The organism is Stutzerimonas sp. CXK-1 (assembly GCF_057738225.1).
The window spans coordinates 2354181-2378439 of sequence record NZ_CM173217.1 but is presented as its reverse complement, the minus strand read 5'-3'; the positions used below and the strand labels follow the sequence as shown (position 1 = coordinate 2378439).

Annotated in this window: 19 protein-coding genes; 4 read left to right on the top strand and 15 right to left on the bottom strand. The window is 66.3% G+C overall.

The window, feature by feature from the left end; all coding sequences use genetic code 11:
• Positions 1 to 129 precede the first annotated feature (129 nt).
• Together AC0KXH_RS11075 and AC0KXH_RS11070 are read left to right on the top strand one after the other, a co-directional pair.
• Positions 130 to 1224, top strand: a complete 1095-nt coding sequence (locus tag AC0KXH_RS11075; protein ID WP_052264558.1) for a WD40/YVTN/BNR-like repeat-containing protein — start codon at positions 130 to 132, stop codon at positions 1222 to 1224.
• Between the two features lie 18 nt (positions 1225 to 1242).
• The gene (locus AC0KXH_RS11070) at positions 1243 to 3618 is read left to right on the top strand and encodes an efflux RND transporter permease subunit (protein WP_041104957.1); all 2376 of its coding nucleotides are present in this window, start codon (positions 1243 to 1245) and stop codon (positions 3616 to 3618) included.
• Positions 3619 to 3961: 343 nt separating this feature from the next.
• Here the strand turns inward: AC0KXH_RS11070 and nuoN are convergent, their stop codons facing one another.
• From nuoN to AC0KXH_RS11005, 13 genes are all read right to left on the bottom strand, one after another.
• On the bottom strand, positions 3962 to 5431 hold the full coding sequence (gene nuoN, locus AC0KXH_RS11065) for an NADH-quinone oxidoreductase subunit NuoN (RefSeq protein WP_165563210.1): 1470 nt from the start codon (positions 5429 to 5431) through the stop codon (positions 3962 to 3964).
• A gap of 7 nt (positions 5432 to 5438) precedes the next feature.
• Complete coding sequence (gene nuoM, locus AC0KXH_RS11060; RefSeq protein WP_312570930.1) at positions 5439 to 6971, bottom strand: NADH-quinone oxidoreductase subunit M; 1533 nt, start codon at positions 6969 to 6971, stop codon at positions 5439 to 5441.
• Positions 6972 to 6992: 21 nt separating this feature from the next.
• Complete coding sequence (gene nuoL, locus AC0KXH_RS11055) at positions 6993 to 8837, bottom strand: NADH-quinone oxidoreductase subunit L (protein ID WP_212543258.1); 1845 nt, start codon at positions 8835 to 8837, stop codon at positions 6993 to 6995.
• A complete protein-coding gene (gene nuoK, locus AC0KXH_RS11050) occupies positions 8834 to 9142 on the bottom strand; it encodes an NADH-quinone oxidoreductase subunit NuoK (protein WP_041104965.1) in 309 nt (102 codons plus the stop codon). Before nuoK ends, nuoL begins: the two co-directional genes overlap by 4 nt.
• Before the next feature lie 3 nt (positions 9143 to 9145).
• Positions 9146 to 9646, bottom strand: coding sequence for an NADH-quinone oxidoreductase subunit J (gene nuoJ / locus AC0KXH_RS11045; protein ID WP_061338953.1), 501 nt, complete (start codon positions 9644 to 9646; stop codon positions 9146 to 9148).
• A gap of 86 nt (positions 9647 to 9732) precedes the next feature.
• A complete protein-coding gene (gene nuoI / locus AC0KXH_RS11040) occupies positions 9733 to 10281 on the bottom strand; it encodes an NADH-quinone oxidoreductase subunit NuoI (protein WP_041104969.1) in 549 nt (182 codons plus the stop codon).
• 12 nt (positions 10282 to 10293) lie between these two features.
• On the bottom strand, positions 10294 to 11286 hold the full coding sequence (nuoH, locus tag AC0KXH_RS11035; protein ID WP_043220650.1) for an NADH-quinone oxidoreductase subunit NuoH: 993 nt from the start codon (positions 11284 to 11286) through the stop codon (positions 10294 to 10296).
• The gene (gene nuoG, locus AC0KXH_RS11030; protein ID WP_041104972.1) at positions 11283 to 14012 is read right to left on the bottom strand and encodes an NADH-quinone oxidoreductase subunit NuoG; all 2730 of its coding nucleotides are present in this window, start codon (positions 14010 to 14012) and stop codon (positions 11283 to 11285) included. Before nuoG ends, nuoH begins: the two co-directional genes overlap by 4 nt.
• 123 nt (positions 14013 to 14135) lie before the next feature.
• Positions 14136 to 15485 (bottom strand): NADH-quinone oxidoreductase subunit NuoF, encoded by a 1350-nt coding sequence (gene nuoF, locus AC0KXH_RS11025; RefSeq protein ID WP_041104974.1) that lies wholly within the window; start codon positions 15483 to 15485, stop codon positions 14136 to 14138.
• Complete coding sequence (nuoE, locus tag AC0KXH_RS11020) at positions 15482 to 15976, bottom strand: NADH-quinone oxidoreductase subunit NuoE (protein WP_041104975.1); 495 nt, start codon at positions 15974 to 15976, stop codon at positions 15482 to 15484. The genes nuoF and nuoE overlap by 4 nt, the downstream gene beginning before the upstream one ends.
• Before the next feature lies 1 nt (position 15977).
• Positions 15978 to 17759: an NADH-quinone oxidoreductase subunit C/D gene (gene nuoC / locus AC0KXH_RS11015; protein WP_061338950.1), complete on the bottom strand. Its 1782-nt coding sequence runs from the start codon at positions 17757 to 17759 to the stop codon at positions 15978 to 15980.
• A 68-nt stretch (positions 17760 to 17827) separates the two neighbouring features.
• Entirely contained in the window at positions 17828 to 18502 is a 675-nt protein-coding gene (locus AC0KXH_RS11010; RefSeq protein WP_041104979.1) for a NuoB/complex I 20 kDa subunit family protein, read from the bottom strand.
• A gap of 10 nt (positions 18503 to 18512) precedes the next feature.
• A complete protein-coding gene (locus AC0KXH_RS11005; RefSeq protein ID WP_041104981.1) occupies positions 18513 to 18920 on the bottom strand; it encodes an NADH-quinone oxidoreductase subunit A in 408 nt (135 codons plus the stop codon).
• A gap of 499 nt (positions 18921 to 19419) precedes the next feature.
• Here AC0KXH_RS11005 and AC0KXH_RS11000 point away from each other — a divergent pair, with 499 nt between their 5' ends.
• The gene (locus AC0KXH_RS11000) at positions 19420 to 19728 is read left to right on the top strand and encodes a hypothetical protein (RefSeq protein ID WP_061338949.1); all 309 of its coding nucleotides are present in this window, start codon (positions 19420 to 19422) and stop codon (positions 19726 to 19728) included.
• Between the two features lie 64 nt (positions 19729 to 19792).
• Positions 19793 to 20719 carry a 1-phosphofructokinase family hexose kinase gene (locus tag AC0KXH_RS10995; RefSeq protein ID WP_488223406.1) on the top strand — a complete coding sequence of 309 codons (927 nt, stop codon included), beginning with the start codon at positions 19793 to 19795 and terminating at the stop codon, positions 20717 to 20719.
• An 8-nt stretch (positions 20720 to 20727) separates the two neighbouring features.
• On the opposite strand, the gene cobA is transcribed toward AC0KXH_RS10995, so the two are convergent.
• Both cobA and AC0KXH_RS10985 read right to left on the bottom strand, forming a co-directional pair.
• On the bottom strand, positions 20728 to 21480 hold the full coding sequence (cobA, locus tag AC0KXH_RS10990) for a uroporphyrinogen-III C-methyltransferase (protein WP_488223405.1): 753 nt from the start codon (positions 21478 to 21480) through the stop codon (positions 20728 to 20730).
• A 39-nt stretch (positions 21481 to 21519) separates the two neighbouring features.
• On the bottom strand, positions 21520 to 24231 hold the full coding sequence (locus AC0KXH_RS10985; RefSeq protein ID WP_488223404.1) for a nitrate reductase: 2712 nt from the start codon (positions 24229 to 24231) through the stop codon (positions 21520 to 21522).
• Positions 24232 to 24259: the final 28 nt, after the last annotated feature.

The following is a 24259-nucleotide window of genomic DNA, read 5'->3' as shown; positions in this document are numbered from 1 at the left end:
CCGCCAATCGCCACGTCAGAGTTAACAAAACATAACGTCCCGCCAATTGTAAGGCTTCCTGAAAGCTGGCTAGATGATGCTGCCTGGTAAAAACCGGGCCTTACCTAAATAAGAATAAAGGGGGTATGTATGCGTGAGCCCGTTTCGCGGCGCGCTTTGTCCGGCCGCGCTCTGGCTATCGCTCGCCATGCGGTTCCTCGGGGCCCGGCGATAGGCGTGCTATCGCTGTGTGGCGTCATTTCGTTCTCGCTGCTGGGGGCAGCCTCGATCGCCCAGGCGCAGGCGGTTGCCGATCCGCAGGTTCGCTATTCCATCGAATCGCCCAAGGCCGTTTCCAGCCTGTTGCTCGACGTCGTGCGTGCCGGCAAGCGCCTGGTGGCCGCCGGTGATCGCGGGCACATCCTCTATTCCGATGACGAAGGTCGCAGCTGGACCCAGGCCAAGGTGCCGACCCGGCAGATGCTCACGGCCGTCTATTTTGCCGACGAGCAGCATGGCTGGGCGGTTGGCCACGATGCGCTGATCCTCGCTACCGCCGACGCGGGGCAGACCTGGACCGTGCAGTACGAGGAGCGCGAGCGCGAGGCCCCCCTGCTGGACGTCTGGTTTGGCGATGCGCAGCACGGCATCGCGGTTGGTGCCTATGGTGCCCTGCTGGAAACCACCGACGGTGGCCAGCACTGGAACGATGTCAGCGACCGGCTGGACAACGAAGACGGCTATCACCTGAACGCCATTGCCCAGGTCGGCGACCGCGGCCTGTTCATCGTCGGCGAGATGGGCGGCATTTTCCGCTCGCGTGACCTCGGCCAGTCCTGGGAACGTGTCGAATCCCCCTATGACGGTTCCTTCTTTGGCGTGCTCGGCGGCAACGACCCGGAGGTCGTCCTCGCTTACGGCTTGCGCGGCCACTTGTTCCGCTCGACCGACTTCGGTGACAGCTGGCAGCAGATCCGCCTGCAGAACGGCGGCGGCAACGTCCTGGAGGCCGGCCTGGCCGATGGCGCACGGCTGCCGGACGGGCGTGTCGTGGTCGTCGGGCATGGCGGCAGCGTACTGACCAGCGCCGACCAGGGGCGGACATTCTCCTACCACGCGCGTCCCGATCGCCTGTCGCTCGCCGGCGTCGCGGCCGACAACGGCGGCAACCTCGTTCTCGTCGGGCAAGGCGGCGTCCATCTCGCCTCGCCAACCGGCGCGGATCTGGCACAAAACAATAAGTAAGCCGGGAGTTATCTACGCATGAGCCAACATCAGCAACGACCGGCGTCCTTTCTCGAGCGCCTGGTGTTCAACAATCGACCGGCGGTCATCTTCATCTGCCTGCTGATCAGCATCGTGCTGTTCTACCAGGCCGCTCAAGTGCGTCCGGAAACCAGCTTCGAAAAGATGATTCCGCTGGGCCATCCGTACATCCAGAAGATGCTCGAACACCGCAACGACCTGGCCAACCTCGGCAACACGGTGCGTATTTCCGTCGAAGCGGTCGATGGTGACATCTTTACCAAGGAGTACATGGAGACGCTGCGGCAGATCCATGACGAGGTGTTTTACATCCGCGGGGTCGATCGCTCCAACCTCAAATCACTGTGGAGCCCGAGCGTCCGCTGGACCGCGGTGACGGAAGAGGGCTTCGCCGGTGGCGAGGTGATACCGCAGACCTATGACGGTTCGCCGGAAAGCCTCGACGATCTGCGCGACAACGTGTTGCGCTCGGGCCAGATCGGTCGCCTGGTGGCGAACAACTTCAAATCCAGCATTGTCGATGTGCCGCTGATGGAGTCCTACCCGGACCCGGAGAACCCCGCACGGCAGATCAAGCTGGACTACCAGCAGTTTTCCCACGAACTCGAGCAGAAGATCCGCGACAAGTACCAGGCGCAGAACCCGAATGTGCAGGTGCACATCATCGGTTTCGCCAAGAAGGTGGGTGACCTGATCGACGGCCTGGTCGACGTGGCGCTGTTCTTCATCGTCGCCATCGGCGTCACCTTCTTCCTCTTGCTGTGGTTCACCCGCTGCGTGAAGAGCACGGTCGCCGTACTGGTCACCACGCTGATCGCGGTGGTCTGGCAGTTGGGCCTGCTGCACACCCTGGGCTTCGGGCTCGATCCCTATTCGATGCTGGTGCCGTTTCTGGTATTTGCCATCGGTATTTCCCACGGCGTGCAGAAGATCAACGGCATCGCGATCGCCTCGGGGCAGACCACCGATCCGCTGGCGGCAGCTCGCATGGCGTTCCGCCAGCTGTTCGTGCCGGGCATGGTCGCGCTGCTCTCCGATGCGGTGGGCTTCGTGACGCTGCTGCTGATCGATATCGGGGTGATCCGCGAACTGGCCATCGGCGCCTCGCTGGGTGTGGCGGTGATCATCTTGACCAACCTGATCCTGCTGCCGGTGACCATTTCCTACCTGGGCATCAGCCAGAAGGCGATCAAGCAGAGCCGCGAGGAAGCCGCCAAGGATCATCCGTTCTGGCGTCTGCTGTCGAACTTCGCCAATCCGACGGTCGCACCGATTTCGATCTGCATCGCCGTGCTCGCGCTGGCCGGTGGACTCTGGTACGGGCAGAACCTGAAGATCGGCGACCTCGATCAGGGCGCGCCGGAGCTGCATCCCGATTCGCGCTACAACCTGGACAACGACTTCGTCATCCGCAACTACTCGACGAGCTCTGACGTCCTGGTCGTGATGGTCAAGACCGCGCCCGAAGGCTGCGCGCATTACGACACGCTGTCGGCGATGGATGAGCTGATGTGGCGCATGGAGAACACCGAAGGCGTGCAGTCGGCGGTCTCGATGGTCACGGTCGCGCGGCAGGGCATCAAGGGCATGAACGAGGGCAGCCTCAAGTGGGAAACCCTGTCGCGCAACCCCTTCGTGCTGAACAATTCCATTGCCCGTGCCGAGGGCATGTACAACAGCGACTGCTCGCTGGCGCCGGTGCTGGTGTTCCTCAATGATCACAAGGCCGAGACGCTGCAGCATGTGGTTGCGGTGGCCAAGGAGTTCGCCGAGGAAAACAACCGCGAAGGGCTGGAGTTCGTGCTGGCTGCCGGTAATGCCGGGATCGAGGCGGCGACCAACGAGGTGATCGCCGAGTCCGAGATCACCATGCTGATTGCGGTGTATGCGGCGGTCAGCTTCATGTGCCTGCTGACGTTCCGTTCCGTCGCGGCGACCTTGTGCGTGATCCTGCCGCTGGTGCTGACCTCGATCCTCGGTAATGCGCTGATGGCCTTCATGGGGATCGGCGTGAAAGTCGCGACCCTGCCGGTCATCGCCCTGGGTGTCGGTATCGGCGTCGACTACGGCATCTACATCTACAGTCGCCTGGAGAGCTACCTGCGCCAGGGCATGACGCTGCAGGAGGCCTACTATCAGACGCTGAAGTCGACCGGCAAGGCGGTGGTGTTCACCGGCATCTGCCTGGCCATCGGCGTGGTCACCTGGGTGTTCTCGGCGATCAAGTTCCAGGCGGACATGGGCCTGATGCTGACCTTCATGTTCCTCTGGAACATGGTCGGCGCCATCTGGCTGCTGCCGGCGCTGGCGCGCTTCCTGATCAAGCCGGAGAAGCTCGCCGGCAAGGTGGGCGACCCCGCACTGGCGGGCTGATCGCAGCCGCTGCACGCAGAGGCCCGCATCGGAAGATGCGGGCCTCTTTGCTTTGTAAGGCACAAGAGGGTCAAAGGGCGCGGTCCGACGCTGCTACCTGAACGGAGGAGGGGCAAAGCGCTGTGCGTCGAGTGCTGGCCGATCAGCACAGTGCTGTCTGGCTGCGTGGCGCGTCGGTCCAAGCGGCCAATGCGTGACGGCATTGCCTCGTTGAAACAAGGGGACACCGGGCGAGCCGCCTGCGCTTCACCTGGTGGCAGGATGACGGGGTAACGGCAGCGGGGCTGATGCGTAAAGCAGAACGCCCCGACGGGCGGGGCGTTCTGGCTGCTGCGCGGGTGAATCAGAGGGCCGCGAGACCCGCCTGCTGCACCAGTTCCAGCAGCGGCTGGGGATAGACACCAAGGAAGAACGCCAGCAGTGCGATGGCCAGCAGCATCACGCCACCGGCACGCTGGCCCCAGTCGAACGGCGCATCGTGACGGCGCAGCCCCGGCTCGACGAGAAACAGCGTGACCATCACCCGCAGGTAGTAATACAGGCCGATGGCGCTGCCGGCGATGAGCGCACCGATCAGCCACCACTGGCGCGACTCGACACCGGTGGCCACCACGTAGAACTTGCCGATGAAGCCAGCCGTCAGCGGGATACCGGCCAAGGACAGCATCATCACCGTGAGCACTGCGGTCAGGTAAGGGCGGCGCCAGAACAGCCCACGGTATTCGTACAGCGCATCGGCGTCGCGGCCCTTGAACGGGCTGGACATCAGGGTGATCACACCAAAGGCTCCGAGGCTGGTGAGCACATAGGTGGCCAGGTAGACGCCGATGGCCTCCACCGCCAGGCCATCGCTGGCGATCAGTGCCACCAGCAGATAACCGAAGTGGGCGATGGAGGAGTAGCCGAGCAGACGCTTGAGGTTGCTCTGGTTCAGCGCCAGCAGGTTACCGCCGAGGATCGAGGCAATGGCGATGAGGCTCAGGGCATCGTTCAGCCAGCCGCCGCTGGTGGCCGGTGAGAGCTGATACAGGCGCAGCAGCACGGCGAACACCGCGACCTTGCTGGCCGTGGCCAGGAATGCCGACACCGGCGCCGGCGCGCCCTCGTAGACGTCCGGCGTCCACAGGTGGAAGGGCACGAGCGAGAGCTTGAAACCGAGGCCTATCAGCATCAGGCCAATGCCGGCCTGGACCAGCGGCGAGGCGCCCTGCGCGGCAAGGCTGGTGCCGATCTCGACGAACGCCAGACTGCCGGATTCGGCATACAGCAGCGCCATGCCGAACAGCAGGAACGCACTGCCGGCGGCCGACAGCACCATGTATTTGATGCCGGCCTCCAGCGAGCGCCTGTTGAAGAAGGCATAGGCGACGAGCCCGTAGACCGGCACCGAAAGCAGCTCCAGGCCGATGAACAGGCCCGCCAGGTGCCGTGCGCAGACCAGTACCAGGCCGCCGGCCGCCGACAGCAGCATCAGCAGATAGAGCTCCTCGCGGTTGCCGGGAAAACCCTCGGCACCGGGCTTCTCGCCCAGGTAGGCGTGCGCCAGGGTCACGCAGGCAAGCGTCGCCAGCAGGATCAGCGCCATGTAGAAGTAGGCGAAGCTGTCGAACTGCAACAGGCTGGTGACCTGCAGCGCCACCGGCTGATGAGCGACGGGGATCGAGAGCAGCGCGAGTACCAGGCCAGCGGCACTGAGCACGAAGCTCAGGCCATGGTTGCGCCGCCAGGCGATCGCCAGCATCACCACCACCAGGGTGGCGCTGACGACCAGCAACGGCAGCAGGGCGATGAAGTGTTGTGCAGTGAATTCCATAGCGCGACTACCGGGCCGAAACGAGAGGGGAGAGGGCGGATCCGATCCACTGCTGCACACCGTTCATGGTCGCCAGCGAGGTATCGAAGACCGGCTGCGGATAGACGCCGAGCAGTACCAGCAGCGCGGCGAGCAGCAGGATCATGCCGACCTCGCGGGCGTCCATGCCGGCCAGTGCGGCGTCGCTACGGGCCGGGCCGAAATGTGCGCGATGAACCATCGCCAGCGAGTAGATCGAGGCGAGTACCACGCCGAACGTCGCCATTACCACCACCCAGGGCGCCTGGGCGAAGGCACCGAACAGCACGACGAACTCGCCGACGAAGTTGCCGGTGCCCGGCAGGCCGAGCGAGGCGGCGGCGAAGAACAGGCTCAGCGCCGGCAGCCACGGCAGCCGAGACCAGAGGCCGCCCATCTCGCGCAAGTCGCGCGTATGCAGGCGCTCGTAGAGCTGGCCGCAGAGGATGAACAGCGCGGCGGCCGACAGACCGTGGGCGATCATCAGTACGACCGCGCCCTGCAGCGCCAGCTCGCTGCCCGAGTAGATGCCAATGAGCACGAAGCCCATGTGCGAAATGCTCGAGTAGGCCACCAGGCGCTTGATGTCGCTTTGCGCGAACGACAGCAGGGCGCCATAGAAGATGCCGATCAGGCCCAGCGCCATGGCGATCGGGGCGAACTCCACCGAGGCATTGGGGAACAGCGGCAGGGCGAAGCGGATCATGCCGTAGGCGGCGGTCTTGAGCAGGATGCCGGCCAGGTCGACGGAGCCTGCGGTCGGCGCCTGGGCGTGGGCGTCGGGCAGCCAGGCGTGCAGCGGGACGATGGGAAACTTCACCGCAAAGGCGATGAAGAAGCCGAGCATCAGCAGGTACTCGATCGCCGGGTCGAGCTGCGCCTTGAGCAGCAGGGCGTAGTCGAAGGTCAGTACCCCGGTGTTGCTGTAGTTGACCAGCACCAGGCCGAGGATGGCGACCAGCATGATCAGGCCGCTGGCCTGGGTATAGATGAAGAACTTGGTCGCCGCGTTGATCCGCGAACGCTTGTTCTCGTTGGAGCTGTGACCCCAGAGCGCGATGAGGAAGTACATCGGCACCAGCATCATTTCCCAGAAGAAGAAGAACAGGAACAGGTCGAGCGCAAGGAACACGCCGACCACGCCGCCGAGAATCCACATCAGGTTGAGGTGGAAGAAGCCGACGTGGCGCTGGATCTCGTTCCACGAGCAGAGCACCGAGAGCACGCCGAGCACGCCGGTGAGCAGGATCATCAACAGCGACAGGCCGTCCAGCGCCAGGTGCAGGTTGATGCCGAAACGCTCGATCCAGACGTGCTTGAACTCCAGCGGCCAGCTAGCGGCGGCGTCCGGGCGCGGGGCGAAGCTGTAGTCACCCGAGCCCCAGAGCCAGAGGCCCAGGCCGAACAGCAGGGCCATGGTGAACAGGGCGATCCAGCGCGGCAGGGTCTGGTCGAAGCGCTCGACCAGCCAGCAGAGCAGGCCACCGATGAAGGGAATCAGGATTAGCCAGGGCAGAATCACGATTGATGGTCCTTGGGCAAGTCAGAGCAGAACGATGCCGAGCAGTAGCACTGCTCCGCCGACGAGGGACACCGCATACCAGCGCAGTCGGCCGGTTTCGCTGCGGCTCAGCAGCGTGTGGCTGCCTTGCGCGGTGCGCGGAACCAGGCCGATGGTGGCGTCGATCGGGTCGCGCGCCAGCAGCCGGCAGAGCAGCAGGTAGGGCTGCACGAAGAGCTTGTCGTAAAGCCAGTCGAAGCCCCAGGCGGCATACCACCAGGCACCCAGCAGACGGCCGGGGGCACTCTGCGCGACGGCGTTGACCAGGCTGCGCCGGCCGAGGAACAGCAGCGCCGCGAGGACGATGCCGGCCAGGGCGATGGCGCCGGAGGCGATCTCCAGGCTGTGCTTGGCCTCGCCACCGGCGTGGCCGATGCTCTCCGGCAATACGCCGGCCAGTGGTGGCGCGATCCAGGCACCGACGAAGGTCGACAGCACGATCAGCACCGCCAGCGGCAGGTTGTGGGCCAGGCCATGGCCGGCATGCGCCTGGGTCTTCGCCTCGCCGTGGAAGGCGGTGAAGATCAGCCGGAAGGTATACAGCGAAGTCAGGAAGGCGCCGGCGAGGCCCGCATACAGCAAGCCCTGGTGGCCGCTGGCGAAGGCCTCCCAGAGAATCTCGTCCTTCGAATAGAAGCCGGCGGTGACCAGCGGCAGCGCGGCCAGTGCGCAGCCGCCGACGACAAAGCTGGCGTAGGCCAGCGGCAGCTTCTTCCACAGCCCGCCCATGTTGAAGATGTTCTGCTCGTGGTGGCAGGCGTGGATCACCGCACCCGAGGCGAGGAACAGCAGCGCCTTGAAGAAGGCGTGGGTCATCAGGTGGAAGATCGCCGCGTCCCAGGCCTGCACGCCAAGGGCGAGGAACATGTAGCCCAGCTGGCTCATGGTCGAGTAGGCGAGGATGCGCTTGATGTCGGTCTGCACCAGCGCGGCGAAGCCGGCCAGCACCAGCGTCACCGCGCCGACCAGGCCGACCAGTTCGAGCACTTCGGGTGCCAGCAGGAACAGGCCGTGGGTGCGGGCAATCAGGTACACGCCGGCAGTCACCATGGTTGCCGCGTGAATCAGCGCCGAGACTGGCGTCGGGCCGGCCATGGCGTCGGCCAGCCAGGTCTGCAGCGGCAGCTGGGCGGACTTGCCCACCGCACCGCCGAGCAGCGCGAGGGTCGCCAGGGTGATCCACAGATCGCCTTCGGCGAAGCGCTGCGGCGCCAGCGTCAGCAACTCCTGGATGTTCAGCGTGCCGAGCTGGACGAAGAGGATGAACAGGCCGAAGGCCATGAACACGTCACCGACGCGGGTGACGATAAAGGCCTTCATCGCCGCGTTGCCGTTCTTGCGTTCCTTGAAGTAGAAGCCGATCAGCAGGTACGAGCACAGGCCCACGCCTTCCCAGCCGAAGTACAGCAGCAGCAGATTGTCGCCGAGAACCAGCAGCAACATGCTGAAGATGAACAGGTTGGTGTAGGCGAAGAAGCGCGAGTAGCCTTCCTCGCCGCGCATGTACCAGCTGGCGAACAGATGGATCAGAAAGCCCACGCCGGTGACCACGCCGAGCATGGTCAGCGACAGGCCATCCAGGTGCAGGCCGATATCGGCGCGAAAGCCCGCGACATCGAGCCATTGCCAGAGCAGCTGGGTATGCACGCCCGCGGCGGGCGGCGCGACATTGAACTGCCAGATGATCCAGGCGCTGGTCAGGGCCGAGAGGCCCACCGAGCCGACGCCGATGATCGCCGCCAGGTTTTCCGACAGCCGCCCGCGCGAGAAGGCGAGCAGAAAGTAGCCCAGCAGCGGGAACGCGAAGGTCAGGGGTAGTAGGTTCATCCGTGCATCTCGCTTGCGGCGTCGACGTCGAGGGTGTTGAAGCGGCGGTACAGCTGCAGCAGGATCGCCAGGCCGATGGCCGCCTCGGCCGCGGCCAGGGTGATTACCAGGATGAACATGATCTGCCCATCCGGCTGGCCCCAACGGCTACCGGCCACGACGAACGCCAGGCCCGCGGCGTTCATCATGATTTCCAGGCTCATCAGCATGAACAGGATGTTGCGGCGCACCATCAGGCCCACCAGGCCCAGGCAGAACAGCACGGCGGCGACGGCCAGGCCGTGTTCGAGCGGTATGGCTTGCATGCGTTACTCCTTCGCCTCGTGACGGCCCAGGTGATAGGCGGCGACCAGCGCGCCGAGCAGCAGCAGCGAGGCCAGCTCGACGGCCAGCAGGTAGGGGCCGAACAGGGCGACGCCAACCTGCTTGGGCCCGACGCTGGTTGCGGCCAGGGTGGCGTTGCTCGGCTCGCTGAACAGCACATAGAGCAGTTGCGCGAGCAGAGCGGCGGACAGCAACGAAGGTCCCAGCCAGACCTTTGGCGTCAGCCAGGCGCGTTCCTGCTGCGCCACCGCCGGGCCGAGGTTGAGCATCATCACGACGAAGACGAACAGCACCATGATGGCGCCGGCGTAGACGATGATCTCCAGCGCGCCGGCAAAGGGCGCGCCGAGGGAGAAGAAGCACATGGCCACCGCCAGCAGCGAGATGACCAGGTAGAGCAGGGCATGCACCGGGTTGCTGGCGCTGATCACCCGAAGGGTGGCCACCACCGCCGCGCCGGAGGCGAAGTAGAAGGCGAATTCCATGGGTCAGGTCCTCGACGCGAAGGCCACAGGCGCACCCGGTGCGGAGCGCCTGACGGAGCGGAGCAGGCAAGCGATACGGCACGGGCTCATGGCAGCAACCCCTTGACGTTGATCGGCTCGGCCTCGGCCTGGGCGGCGCCCTTGGGCTTGCCGGCGATGGCCATGCCGGCGACGCGGTAGAAGTTGTAGTCCGGGTTCTTGCCGGGGCCGGAGATCAGCAGGTCTTCCTTTTCGTAGACCAGGTCCTGACGCTTGTACTCGCCCATCTCGAAGTCCGGGGTCAGCTGGATCGCGGTGGTCGGGCAGGCCTCCTCGCACAGCCCGCAGAAGATGCAGCGCGAGAAGTTGATGCGGAAGAATTCCGGGTACCAGCGGCCGTCCTCGGTCTCGGCCTTCTGCAGCGAGATACAGCCGACCGGGCAGGCCACCGCGCAGAGGTTGCAGGCCACGCAGCGCTCCTCGCCGTCGGGGTCGCGGGTCAGCACGATGCGACCGCGGTAGCGTGGCGGCAGGTAGACCGGTTCTTCGGGGTATTGCAGGGTGTCGCGCTTGCGGAAGGCATGGCCGAACACCATCACCAGGCTGCGCAATTGGGTGTAGGTGCCGTGCAGCACCTCGCCGATGTACTTGAACATTGCGTCCTCTCCTTACTGCGCGGCCAGCACGAGCGCGCCGGTCACCAGCAGGTTGATCAGGGTCAGCGGCAGGCAGAACTTCCAGCTGAAGGCCATCACCTGGTCGTAGCGCGGCCGCGGGATCGAGGCGCGCAAGAGGATGAAGACCATGATGAAGAAGCCGGTCTTGAGCGCGAACCAGAAGAACGACAGCCAGGGCAGCGCCTCAAGGAACGGGCCGTGCCAGCCGCCGAAGAACAGCGTGGTCAACAGCGCTGAGACCAGCACGATGCCGATGTACTCGCCGACGAAGAACATGCCCCACTTCATGCCCGCGTATTCGATGTGGTAGCCGTCGGCGAGCTCCTGCTCGGCCTCGGGCTGGTCGAACGGGTGGCGGTGGGTCACCGCGACACCGGCGATGAAGAAGGTCGCGAAGCCGAGGAACTGCGGGATGATGAACCACAGGTGCTGCTGCTGGTACTCGACGATGTCGCGCATGTTGAACGAGCCGACCTGGGCGACGATGCCCATCAGCGACAGGCCGAGGAACACCTCGTAGGACACCGTCTGCGCCGAGGCGCGCAGGCTGCCGAGCAGGGCGAACTTGTTGTTGCTCGACCAGCCGGCGAAGAGCACCGCATACACCGTCAACCCGGCCATGGCGAAGAAGAACAGCAGGCCGATGTTCAGGTCCGCCACGCCCCAGGTCGGCGTCACCGGCACCACGGCGAAGGCGATCAGCAGCGAACTCATCGCCACCACCGGCGCCAGGGTGAAGATCGGCTTGTCGACGAAAGGTGGCGTCCAGTCTTCCTTGAAGAACATCTTCAGCATGTCCGCAGCGAGCTGGAACAGGCCGAACGGGCCGACCCGGTTCGGGCCGTAGCGGTCCTGCCAGAGGCCCAGCAGGCGGCGCTCGACGAAGCTGAGCAGTGCGCCGGCGACCACCACCACCAGAAGGATGACGATGGCCTTGAGCACCTGGACGATCACGGCGATGAGTTCGGGCGTGAGCCAGCTCATTGGGCAGCCTCCTCGAGTGCGGTGACGGTCGCGCCGGCAAAGGCCGCGGGAACGCCCGGCAGGCCGACGGGCAGGCCGACCAGGCCGAGCGGCAGGTCGTCGAGGACGCGCAGCGGCAGACGCAGGCGCTGGCCGCGCAACTCGAAGCTGAGCAGCGCGCCCTCGTTCACGGCCAGGCGTGCGGCCTCGGCGCCGTTCAGGGCCACATAGGGCTTGGGCATGCGCGCCTGGATCGGCGCGGCCAGGGCCGAGGTTTCGTCGCTGCCGAACAGATGATGGAGGGCGACCGCCTGCCACTGGCCGCGAGCCGGGGCGAAGGGTGCATTGACCGCAAACCAGCCCAGGCGGCCACTGCCGGCGGGAATCAGGCGCACGCCAGGATCACCGGCGCGCAGGTGGCCGCCGACCTCGTCCTGGAACTTGTTCCAGGCCTGCGGCGAATTCCAGCCCGGGGACCAGGCGAAGGGAATCTGCTGTCGGTCCTCGGCGCTGCCGGCGTAGCCTTCCATAGAAAAGGCGAAGGCCGAATCCGGGTCCTGCGGCTGGCGCGGCTCGTGCACGCTGATGTTGGCCCGCATCGCCGTACGGCCGCTGTAGCGATGCGGCTCGCGGGCGAGCTTCAGGCCCTTGATGCGGAAGTCCGCCTTTGGCGCGGCGTTGCGGATGCCGGCCAGCTGCGGATGGGCGGCGGCGCAGGCCTCGGTGACCTGGTCGAGCTGCGTCCAGTCCACCGGGCGGTGCTGGCGCGTCGAGTGCAGCGCATGCAGCCAGCGCCAGCCTTCGCGCACGCGGATGTCGGCGTTGTAGTAGCTCGGCTCATAGACCTGGAAGAAGCGCTGCGCGCGACCCTCCTGGCTGACCAGGGTGCCGTCGCCCTCGGCGAAGCTGGCCACCGGCAGCAGCAGGTCGGCGCGCGCGGCGGTCTCGGTCTGCTGGTGGTCGGCGACGATGACTACCTGGGCCGCATCCAGCGCGGCATCGACGGCGGCGCGATCCGCGCGGCGGTAGAGGTCGTTTTCCAATACCAGTACAGCGGCGGCCTGGCCGCCGACGAGCGCGCGCAGCGCGGCGTCGAGCGAGCGATCGGTGCTGTCGCCTTCGAGCATCAGCGCCAGGCCCAGGCTGTTGGCCTCGGGCACTACCAGGCTGAGCGAGCCGGCCTTCGCGCGGTTGGCCAGGGCCTGGGCGATGTTCGCCGCGGCTTCGATCAATGCGCGCGAACCGAGCGAAGCGCCGGAGACCACCAGCGGGCGCTTGGCCGCGAGCAGGGCTTCGGCGATGCGCCCGGCCAGTTGCCGTGCCTCCTCGTCGAGCCCGGCGACGGCCGGGGCGCTGGGGTCGATGGCATGGGCAACGGCGAAGCCCAGACGGGCCAGATCGTCGGGGGCGGCCTGGACCGTTTCGCAAGCCACATCGTCCAGCCGCGTTTCGCTGACGCTGGCGATGAACAGCGGGCTCAGCGCGTGCTGGGCGACGTTCTGTACCGCCGCCTGATGCCACTCGGGGATCTTCGCCTGGGCGGCGATTTCGGTGGCCTTGCCCTTGACGGCCTGGCGCAGGGCCAGCGCCAGGCGCGCGGCGGTCTGGGTCAGGTCTTCGCCGAGGACGAACACGGCATCGTGCTCCTCGATTTCGCGCATCGACGGCGTCGGCAGCGGGCCGTCGCGCAGGATGTCGCGGATCAGCAGCAGGTTCTCCAGCTCGGCGGCGGCGATGCCGGAATAGAAATGCTCAGCGCCAACCAGCTCGCGCAGGGCATGGTTGCTCTCCAGGCTGGCGCGTGGCGAGCCGATGCCGATCAGACGGTGGCGGGCCAGCAGGTCGGCGGCCTTGTCCAGGGCGGCGTCTACGCCCAGCACCTGGTTCTCCTTGACCAGCAGCGGCTGGCGCGGACGGTCCTTGCGGTTGACGTAGCCATAGCCGAAGCGGCCGCGGTCGCAAAGGAAGTAGTGGTTGACCTCGCCGTTGAAGCGGTTTTCGATGCGGCGGATCTCGCCGTAACGCTCGCCGGGGCTGATGTTGCAGCCGGCCGCGCACTGCTGGCAGATGCTTGGCGCGAACTGCATGTCCCACTTGCGGGTGTAGCGCTCGGAGTGGGTCTTGTCGGTAAACACGCCGGTCGGGCAGACCTCGGTGAGGTTGCCGGCGAATTCGCTTTCCAGCACGCCGTCCTCGACGCGGCCGAAATAGACGTTGTCATGCGCGCCGAACACGCCGAGATCGGTGCCCCCGGCGTAATCCTTGTAGTAGCGCACGCAGCGGTAGCAAGCGATGCAGCGGTTCATCTCGTGGGCGATGAACGGGCCGAGCTCCTGGTTCTGATGGGTGCGTTTGGTGAAGCGGTAGCGGCGCTTGTTGTGGCCGGTCATCACCGTCATGTCCTGCAGGTGACAGTGGCCGCCTTCCTCGCACACCGGGCAGTCGTGCGGGTGGTTGATCATCAGCCACTCGACGACGCTGGCGCGGAAGGCCTTGGCTTCCTCGTCGTCGATGCTGATCCAGGTCTTGTCGGTCGCAGGGGTCATGCAGGACATGACGAGGCGACCGCGGGTGTCGTTCTCGTCCTGGTACTGCTTGACCGCACACTGCCGGCAGGCGCCGACGCTGCCGAGCGCCGGGTGCCAGCAGAAATAGGGAATGTCGAGACCGAGCGACAGACAGGCCTGCAGCAGGTTGTCCGCCCCGTCGACCTCGTAGGCTTTGCCGTCTACGTGGATGGTGGCCATTGGATCTTCTTCTTACCCGCAAGGCGGGCCAGGCTAATGGGAAAGGCTTGGCCGGTGGCGCCGGCAGGCGAGGCAATGGCCTGGGCCAACTTCTCGCCGATGCGTGCGCTCACCGGATCGATCTCAGCTACCGAGGGCCGGCTCGGGGCGGGCGCTCGCCTGTCTGGCGACGCCGGCCTCGAACTCGTCCCGGAAATACTTCACCGCGCTGCCCAGCGGCTCGACGGCACCCGGTGCGTGGGCGCAGAAGGTGCGCCCCGGGCCGAGGAAGTCGACCAGCTGCAGGAGCGTGGCGATGTCCTGTTCGCTGCCCTGGCCGCGCTCGAGCGCACGCAGGATCTTCACGCTCCAGGGCAGGCCGTCGCGGCAAGGGGTGCACCAGCCGCAGGACTCGCGGGCAAAGAACTCTTCCATGTTGCGCAGCAGCGACACCATGTTCACGGTCTGGTCGACCGCCAGCGCCAGGCCGGTGCCCATGCGCGTGCCGACCTTGCCGATACCGCCGGCGTACATCTGCGCCTCGAGGTGCTCGGGCAGCAGGAAGCCGGTACCGGCGCCGCCGGGTTGCCAGCACTTGAGCGTATAGCCGTCGCGCATGCCGCCGGCGTAGTCCTCGAACAGCTCGCGGGCGCTGATGCCGAACGGTACTTCCCAGATGCCGGGGGTCTTCACCTTGCCGGAGAAGCCCATGAGCTTGGTGCCCATGTCTTCGCTGCCGGGGCGGGCGAGCGATTTGTACCAGTCGACGCCGTGGCCAATGATCGCCGGCACGTTGCATAGCGTCTCGACGTTGTTCACGCAGGTCGGCTTGCCCCAGACGCCGACGGCGGCGGGGAAGGGCGGCTTGGCGCGCGGGTTGGCGCGGCGGCCTTCGAGCGAATTGATCAATGCGGTTTCTTCACCGCAGATGTAGCGCCCGGCACCGGTGTGCACGAACAGCTCGAAATCGAAGCCGCTGCCGAGGATGTTTTTGCCGAGCAGGCCGGCGGCCTTGGCTTCCTCGATGGCGCGGTTGAGGTTGCGCGCCGCGTCGACGTACTCGCCACGCAGGAAGATGTAGCCGCGGTAGGCCTTCAGCGCGCGGGCGCTGATCAGCATGCCCTCGACCAGGAGGTGCGGCAGCTGCTCCATGAGCAACCGGTCCTTCCAGGTGTTGGGCTCCATCTCGTCGGCATTGCACAAGAGGTAGCGGATGTTCAGCGATTCGTCGGCGGGCATCAGGCCCCACTTCACGCCGGTGGGGAAACCCGCGCCGCCGCGACCCTTGAGGCCGGATTCCTTGACCTGCTGGACGATGTCGGCCTGAGCCATTTCCGCCAGCGCCTTGCGTGCGGCGGCGTAGCCGTTCTTCTGCTGGTATTCCTCGAGCCAGACCGGCTGGCCGTCGTCGCGCAGACGCCAGGTCAGCGGATGGGTTTCCTCGTGGCGGGCGGCGCGGTTGGCCGGGCCGAGGGAGGCGAGCGCTCGGGTCATGGGTAGGCCTCCAGCAGGGCGGCGACGCCGGCGGCGCTGACGTCGCCGTAGGTGTCGTCGTCGATCATCAGCGCCGGGGCCTTGTCGCAGTTGCCCAGGCAGCACACCGGGATGAGGGTGAAGCGGTTGTCGGCGGTGGTCTGGCCCGGCGCGATGCCGAGCTGCTGCTCGATGGCGCCGAGGATCGATTCGTGGCCGCCGATGTAGCAGGTCATGCTGTCGCAGACGCGGATGATGTGGCGCCCGACCGGCACGCGGAAGATCTGGCTATAGAAGGTGGCCACGCCCTCGACGTCGCTCGCCGGAATGCCGAGCAGCTCGCCGATGGCATCGGCGGCGCCATCGGGCACCCAGCCGCGCTGCTTCTGCACGATCTTCAGCGCTTCGATGCTGGCCGCGCGCGGGTCTTCGTAGTGGTGCATCTCGTGCTCGATGGCCGTGCGCTCGGCGTCGCTGAGAACGAAACGGTCGGTCTTGATAAGCGTGCTCATATCAGCGGTCCACGTCGGCCATGACGAAATCGATGCTGCCCAGGTAGGCGATCAGATCCGCGACCATGCTGCCGCGGATCACCGAGGGAATCTGTTGCAGGTGCGGGAAACTGGGCGTGCGGATGCGCGTGCGGTAGCTCATGGTGCTGCCGTCGCTGGTCAGGTAGTAGCTGTTGATGCCCTTGGTCGCTTCGATCATCTGCAGGCTTTCGTTGGCCGGCATTACCGGGCCCCAGGAGACCTGCAGGAAGTGGGTGATCATGGTCTCGATGTGCTGCAGCGTGCGCTCCTTCGGCGGCGGCGTGGTCAGCGGATGGTCCGCCTTGTACGGCCCCTCGGGCATGTGCTTGAGGCACTGCTCGATGATCCTGAGGCTTTCGCGCATCTCGCCCATCTTCACCATGCAGCGGTCGTAGGCATCGCCATTGGCGGCCAGCGGTACCTCGAACTCGAAGTGCTCGTAGCCCGAATACGGCCGCGCCTTGCGCAGGTCGAAATCCAGCCCGGTGGCGCGCAGGCCGGCGCCGGTGACGCCCCATTCCAGCGCTTCCCTGGTGTTGTAGGCGGCCACGCCGATGGTGCGCCCGCGCAGGATGCTGTTCTTCAGCGCCGCCTTTTCGTACTCGGCCAGGCGCTTTGGCATCCAGTCGAGGAACTCGCGCACCAGGCGGTCCCAGCCACGCGGCAGGTCGTGGGCGACGCCGCCGATGCGATACCAGGCCGGGTGCATGCGAAAGCCGGTAATCGCCTCGATCACCTTGTAGGCGCGCTGGCGGTCGGTAAAGGTGAAGAACACCGGCGTCATGGCGCCGACGTCCTGGATGTAGGTGCCCAGGTACAGCAGGTGGTTCTGGATGCGGAAGAACTCGGCCATCATCACGCGGATGAAATCGACCCGCGCCGGCACCTTGATACCGGCGAGCTTTTCCACCGCGAGCACGTAGGGCAGGTTGTTCATCACCCCGCCGAGGTAGTCGATGCGGTCGGTATAGGGAATGAAGCTGTGCCAGCTCTGCCGCTCGGCCATCTTCTCGGCGCCGCGGTGGTGGTAGCCGATCTCCGGCACGCAATCGACGATTTCCTCGCCGTCGAGCTGCAGGATGATGCGGAAGGCCCCGTGCGCCGAGGGATGGTTCGGGCCGAGGTTGAGGAACATGTAGTCCTCATGCTCGCTGCCGCGCTTCATGCCCCAGTCCTCGGGCTTGAAGCGCAGGGCTTCCTGCTCCAGGTCCTGCTTGGCGGCGTTCAGCGCGTAGGGGTCGAACTCGGTGGCGCGCGCCGGGTAATCCTTGCGCAGCGGGTGGCCTTCCCAGGTCGGCGGCATCAGCATGCGCGCCAGGTGCGGATGGCCGCGGAAGTCGATGCCGTACATGTCCCAGACTTCGCGCTCGTACCAGTTGGCGTTGGGCCAGACGGACGTGGCAGTCGGCAGGCTGAGGTCGCTTTCCTTCAGTGCCACCTTGATCATCACGTCGCTGTTACGCTCCAGCGACATCAGGTGGTAGAACACGCTGAAGTCGGCGTCGGGCAGGCCCTGGCGGTGCGTGCGCAGGCGCTCATCGACGCCATGCAGGTCGTAGAGCATCACATAGGGCTTGGCCACCTGGCGCAGAAAACCGAGCACTTCGAGCAGGCGCTCGCGCGGTACCCAGAGCACCGGCATGCCGGTCAGCGACGGCTGCAGAGTGAAGGTCTCGGCGCCGAAGCGCGCGTTCAGTTCGACGACGATATCCTGGTCGTCAGCCTTGTAAGGCGGGATGTACAGAGCACGGTCTGCAGTCATGGTCTCGGTCGCTATGGGTCAACGTCGGGGTGCGAGCCGGCCTTGCCCTGCGGGCAGGCCGGTGGGGTTCACACGTCGTCGGGGCTGCGCAGGTTGGTAACCTGGATGCGCTGTTCGCGTCGCTGTTCCTTCTGCGAGGGCATCTCGGCACGATAGATGCCTTGATCGCCGACGACCCAGGACAGCGGTCGCCGCTCCTTGCCGATGGATTCCTGCAAGAGCTGCAAGCCTTGCAGGAACGCCTCGGGACGGGGCGGACAGCCCGGTATGTACACGTCCACGGGGAGGAACTTGTCGACCCCCTGAACGACCGAGTAGATGTCGTACATACCACCGGAGTTGGCGCACGAACCCATGGAAATGACCCACTTGGGCTCGAGCATTTGTTCGTAGAGGCGCTGGATGATCGGCGCCATCTTGATGAAGCAGGTACCGGCAATGACCATGAAGTCGGCCTGACGCGGCGAGGCACGAATCACTTCGGCGCCGAAGCGGGCGATGTCATGGGGCGCAGTGAAGGCAGTCGTCATCTCCACGTAGCAGCACGACAGGCCGAAGTTGTACGGCCACAGGGAGTTCTTGCGTCCCCAGTTGACCGCATCGCTCAGCACGTCCTCGAGCTTGCCCATGTAGATGTTGCGATGGACTTGTCCTTCTAGCGGGTCGGCAACAGTCTCCTGCTGGCCGATCGGATAGCGGTCGACGACCGCATCCGGATCGATCCGGGTGAGTTTGTATTGCATGTGAAGAGCCTCATTGTTTTAGCTTCGCCTGCCGCGCACGACGGCTCGCCGGCGCCCAATCGAGCGCGCCGATCCGCCACAGGTAGACAAGACCCGCCAACAGAATTGCTATGAATACGGTTGCTTCAATGAGGCCCGCCCAGCCGCTTTCGCGTACCGAGACAGCCCAGGCAAAAAGGTAGAGCGCTTCGACGTCGAAGATCACGAAGAGCATGGCGACCAGGTAGAACTTCGCCGACAGGCGCAGGCGCGCACCGCCCGTGGGGACGATGCCGGATTCGAAGGGTTCGTTCTTGCTGCGACCCCAGGCCTTGCTGCCGAGCAGGCTGGAGACGCCGAGCATGAAGGCGCACAGACCGAAGACGCCGAGGAGAAAGACTGCAAAGCCCCAATGATGGGCCAGGGATACATCAGGCATGCCGGGCTCCTTAAAGGAACGGCTTATGTATGTCCAGTTCGCGACTGCGGCTATGCGTCGCAACTCTTTGATGGGCGGGCATTCTATGCGCAGACAAAAAGTAAGTACATGTTTCTGTATGAATCTTATTGAACTATTTTTATCGGCTGATTGATTTAAGCAATAAGGCCTAAACGGTTCTCGAGGCGCTTTAGCGCGCCGGTAGCAGGCCGGGCGCGGGTTTGCCCGCTCCGATGCGGCAAGCGTAGTCGGCCAATGGCAACCCGAAAGTAGTAGCGCCTATCCTCCGGACGAACGGAGCGTCGGCCAGGCTCGGCAGGTGGCACCTGGCCGTTGACAGCCGCCGTGGCGGCTGCCTACAGTTCCGCCTTGCGCCGATTTAGTCAGCTACTTGCGGGGCGCCAGGGACCGACCGGTTCCGAAATACCGCTAAAGCGCTGGTTCCGGTGAAGCCTCCCACCGCTGTCCAGCGGAACAGGTGAGGCGGAATTCCTTCAGCATGAATGCATCACACGCACAACTTCGTCTGGCCCCCATCACCAGCGGGCTCGTTCGCAGCAATCCCAAGGTTCTTCTCGGCGGCTCGCACCAGCCTTCGCTACTGCGCTATCTGGATGGCTGGCCGCGGCGCAACAGCCGCTCCCGTGCGCTGCTCATCCAGTTTGCCGGTGCCGACGAATCGCTCGCCCGTTTTGCTGATGACAGTTTCGACCTGGCGGTGGTCCAGGCGCCTTCGGCCGAGCGCCTGGAGCAGTGCGTGCGCGACCTGACCCGCATCGCACGGCAAGGCCTGATCACGCGTCGCTGAGGGGCCCTGCGCTGACCGAGCTGATAGGCTTGAGCCCTATCGCCGTCAGCCAATGGAGCGCTCGATGACGCGCATCGCAACCTTGACGTTGAACCCGGCCATGGACCTGGCGGTGTGTACGCCGCGGGTCGTCGCGACCGAGAAGCTGCGCTGTTCCGCGCCCCGACACGATCCCGGCGGTGGCGGGATCAACGTCGCGCGGGTGGTGAGCACGCTGGGCGGCGACGCGCTCGCCGTTTACCCGGCCGGTGGCCCATTCGGGGAGATGTTGCGCCGAGCGCTGGACGCCATTGGCCTGGCGCACCTTCCGGTGGCGATCAGCGGCGACACGCGCGAGAGCTTTACCGTCGATGAGCAGGCGAGCGGGCTGCAGTACCGCTTCGTGCTGCCCGGGCCGCGCCTGAGCGAGCAGGAACGGCTCGGTTGTCTGGCCGCCTTGCGTGGGCTGCATCCGGCGCCGGCCTATCTGGTGGTCAGCGGCAGTTTCACGCCGGGCATCGAGCCCTCTTTCTTCGACGAGTTACTGGCCCTGGCCGGGCAGGTCGGCGCCCGCCTGGTCGTCGATCTCTCCGGCGAGCCGCTGGCGTATGCCGCGCGGCGGGGTGGCGCCTATCTGATCAAGCCCAGTCTGAACGAACTGGCCTCGCTCATCGGGCGAATGCCCGAGAATGAGCGCGAGCAGGAGGGGGCGTTGCGCGAGCTGATCGCCGCCGGGGCCGCCGAGGTCATCGTGCTTTCTCTGGGCGCCGCTGGCGCGCTGTATGCCTCGGGCGACCGGCTGGAGCGGATCGCTGCTCCCTCGGTGCCCATGGTCAGCGCTGTGGGCGCCGGCGACAGCATGCTCGGCGCCGTCGTACTCGCCCTGGCGCAGGGGCGCGAGCTGGGCGATGCAGTGCGCTACGGCGTGGCGGCCGGCGCGGCCACGGTGATGCGACCGGGCACGCAGCTGTGCTTGCGCGAAGACGTTGAGCGCCTGTTCCGTGGTGGCTGAGCGCGACCTCAGGAAGCCGCGCGCGTCGCCAGCGAGGCGCCAGTCGCGTCGCTGAGGGCCGCGACCTCGCCGATGACCAGCACGGCCGGGCTCTTGAGCGACGATGCCAAGGCGTCCTCGTGCATCCGCACCAGGGTCGAGCGCACCTCGCGCTGCTGCGGCAGCGAGGCATTCTCGATCATCGCCACCGGTGTGTCTGGCGCCAGGCCGCCGGCCAGCAGGCCGCTGCGGATCTGCTGCAGGCGCGCGACGCCCATGTAGACGACCAGGGTGCTGCCGCTCTGCGCCAACGCCTGCCAATGCAGTTCGCTGTCGTCCTGGGTATGCGCGGTGACCAGCGTGACGCCGCGGGCTACGCCGCGGTGGGTCAGCGCAATGCCGCAACGGGTGGCGCCGGCCAGTCCGGCGGTAATGCCGTTGACCACTTCGACCTCGATGCCGCGTGCTTCCAGCCACTGGGCTTCCTCGCCGCCACGCCCGAAAATGCAGGGGTCGCCGCCCTTCAGGCGTGCCACGCAGCGACCCTGGCGCGCGTAGCGCAGCATCAGACGGTGGATGAACGCCTGGGGCGTCGAACGACAGCCGCCGCGCTTGCCGACCGGAATCACCCGTGCCTGCGGGCAGTGCGCCAGCACCGCCGGGTTGACCAAATCGTCGATCAGCACCACCTGCGCCTCGGCGAGCGCGCGTACCGCCTTGAGCGTCAGCAGTTCCGGATCGCCAGGGCCGGCGCCGACCAGCCAGACTTTTGCACTGTTCATTTCTGCCTCTCTTGCCCGGCCATCCGGGCACTGTGTCGTTCAGGCGCTCTCGGCCAGGGGTAGTTGCGCCAGCAGGCGCTTGATTTCCGGTACGCAGGAGCCGCAGCGGGTGCCGCAGCCCAGGCTGCGCTGCAGCTCGGGCAGATCGAGGCCACGGGCAATGCCGTCGCAGATGCTGCGTCGTCCGATGTTCAGGCAATTGCAGATCGTCGGATCGCGCTCGGGCAGTACGCCGGGCGGAGTGCTGAGCGGAGCGAGCAGCCAGGGACGCAGACCGGGCTCGATGCTGCCGCGTGCCCACAGCGCCTTGAGCCAGTCGCGCGCAGCGGTCTCGCCGGCCAGGCGCAGCGCCACCAGACGCCCGTCGCTCAGACGCAGACGCTTGCCGACGCCGCGTTGCGGATCCTCGTATACGAGCACCGGGTCGTCGACCAGGCCCAACTGCTGGTCGATCGCGGCGAGCAGGGCTGCCGCTGGAGCCGCTTCGGCCGCGGCGCGGATCACCAGCGCCGGGCGTTCACGGCCAGCCAGGCTGAAGCTGGCGTAGGCCAGCCCTCTGAACAGCGGGCGCAACGCCTCCAGGCGCCGCTGCACGTCGCCCTCGACCAAGGCGAAGAATGCCCAGGGCAGGGCGATCGGCTCGACCGCGACCGCGGCGTGCTTGAGTTCCGGCTGGCGCGACAGCGGATCGCAGGCCGCCGAACTCAAGGCATTGACGCCCAGGCCCTCGAGAAAGCGATCGCCCCAGTGCATCGGCACAAAGGCCTGGCCTGGCTGCAGGCTGGCGTCCACCTGCACTGGCAGCACCAGGCTGGCGCGTCGGCTGCGTATGCGGACCAGATCGCCCTCGGCCAGGCCCGCCCTGGCCAGATCGTCGGGATGCAGGCCAAGCAAGGCCTGTTCAACATGGCCGAACAGCTGCGCTGCGGTGCCGGTCCGGCTCATGCCGTGCCATTGATCGCGCAGTCGGCCGGTATTGAGCACCAGCGGAAAGGCCGAATCGGCGCCTTCGGCCGCCGATACGAAGGGGTCGGCCACGAAGCGCGCGCGCCCCGACTCGGTGGGGAAGCGGCCGTCGGCGTACAGGCGTGGCGTACCGCGTTCGGCACCGGCGGGAAACGGCCATTGCTGCGGGCCGAGGCGCTCGAGCTGGGCCCGCGACAGGCCGCTGTAGTCCAGATCGCGCCCGGCGGTCAGCTGGCGATACTCGTCGTAGAGCTGCTCGGCACGTTCGAAGGCGAACAGGCTCGGCCGACCCGGGCGCAGGTGGCGCTCCAGGCGACGGGCGAAATCGCAGGCGATGGCCCAGTCCGGGCGCGCTTCGCCGGGTGCGCTGACGGCCGCACGCACCGGGCTGATGCGGCGCTCGGAATTGGTCACGGTGCCTTCCTTCTCGCCCCAGCTCGCCGCCGGCAGCAGCAGATCGGCATAGCGACAGGTTTCGGTGGTGGCGAAGGCTTCCTGCACCACGACGTAAGGGCACGTGGCCAGCGCCTGATGAACGGCGTGCTGGTCCGGCAGCGACTGCGCGGGGTTGGTACAGACGATCCACAGGGCCTTGATCCGCCCGCTGCGGACCGCATCGAACAGCTCGACGGCAGGCAGGCCGGGCACCTCCGGCAGGCGCTCGACTCCCCAGTACGCCGCAACCTCGGCGCGGTGACTGGGGTTGGCCGCGTCGCGGTGACCGGGCAACAGGTTGGCCAGGGTTCCGGTCTCGCGTCCGCCCATGGCGTTCGGCTGGCCGGTGAGCGAGAACGGGCCGCAGCCGGGGCGACCGATCTGTCCGGTGGCCAGGTGCAGGTTGATCAGCGCACTGTTCTTCGCGCTACCGGCGGTGGACTGGTTCAGCCCCATGCACCACAGCGAGAGAAAGCTCGGTGCCAGGCCGATCATCCTGGCGCAATCGAACAATTGCTCAGGCGTGATACCGCACAGCTCGGCGACGCGGGCCGGAGGGTAGTCGTGCACCAGGGCGGCAAGCGATCCGAAGCCCTCGGTGTGCGCCGCGATGAAGGCGCTGTCGATCCAGCCTTCGCGCAGCAGCAGGTACAGCAGGCCATGAAACAGGGCCACGTCGGAGCCCGGGCGAATGCTCAGGTGCAGGTCGGCCAGCTCGGCGGTGTCGGTGCGGCGTGGATCGATGACGATGACGCGCATCTCCGGCCGCGCAGCCTTCGCTGCCTCCAGGCGACGGAACAGCACCGGGTGGGCATAGGCCATGTTGCTGCCGGCGATGAGCAGCACGTCGGCCTGCTCGATGTCCTCGTAAGAGCAGGGTGGGGCGTCGGCGCCGAGGCTGCGCTTGTAGCCGACCACTGCCGAGGACATGCACAGCCGTGAGTTGGAGTCGATGTTGTGGGTGCCCACCAATGCCCGGGCCAGCTTGTTGAACGCATAGTAGTCCTCGGTCAGCAGCTGGCCGGAGACGTAGAACGCCACGCTGTCCGGCCCATGCTCGGCCAGGGTGCTGGCGAAGACTGCGGCGGCGTGCTCCAGTGCGTTGTCCCAGCCGGTGCGGTTGCGCCCGAGGCCCTTGCCCAGGCGCAACTCGGGGTATAGCGCGCGGGCGTCCCGGTCGCCGGTCAGGTGCAGGGTCGAACCCTTGCTACACAAACGACCGAAGTTGGCCGGGTGCGCCGGGTCGCCAGCGACGCCGAGGATGCGCTGCCCGTCGTGCTCGATCAGCACGCCGCAACCGACGCCGCAGTAACAGCAGGTCGAGGCCGTCGTCTGGGTGCTCGAACTCATGCGCAGGCCTCGCCATGGCAGTTGGAAG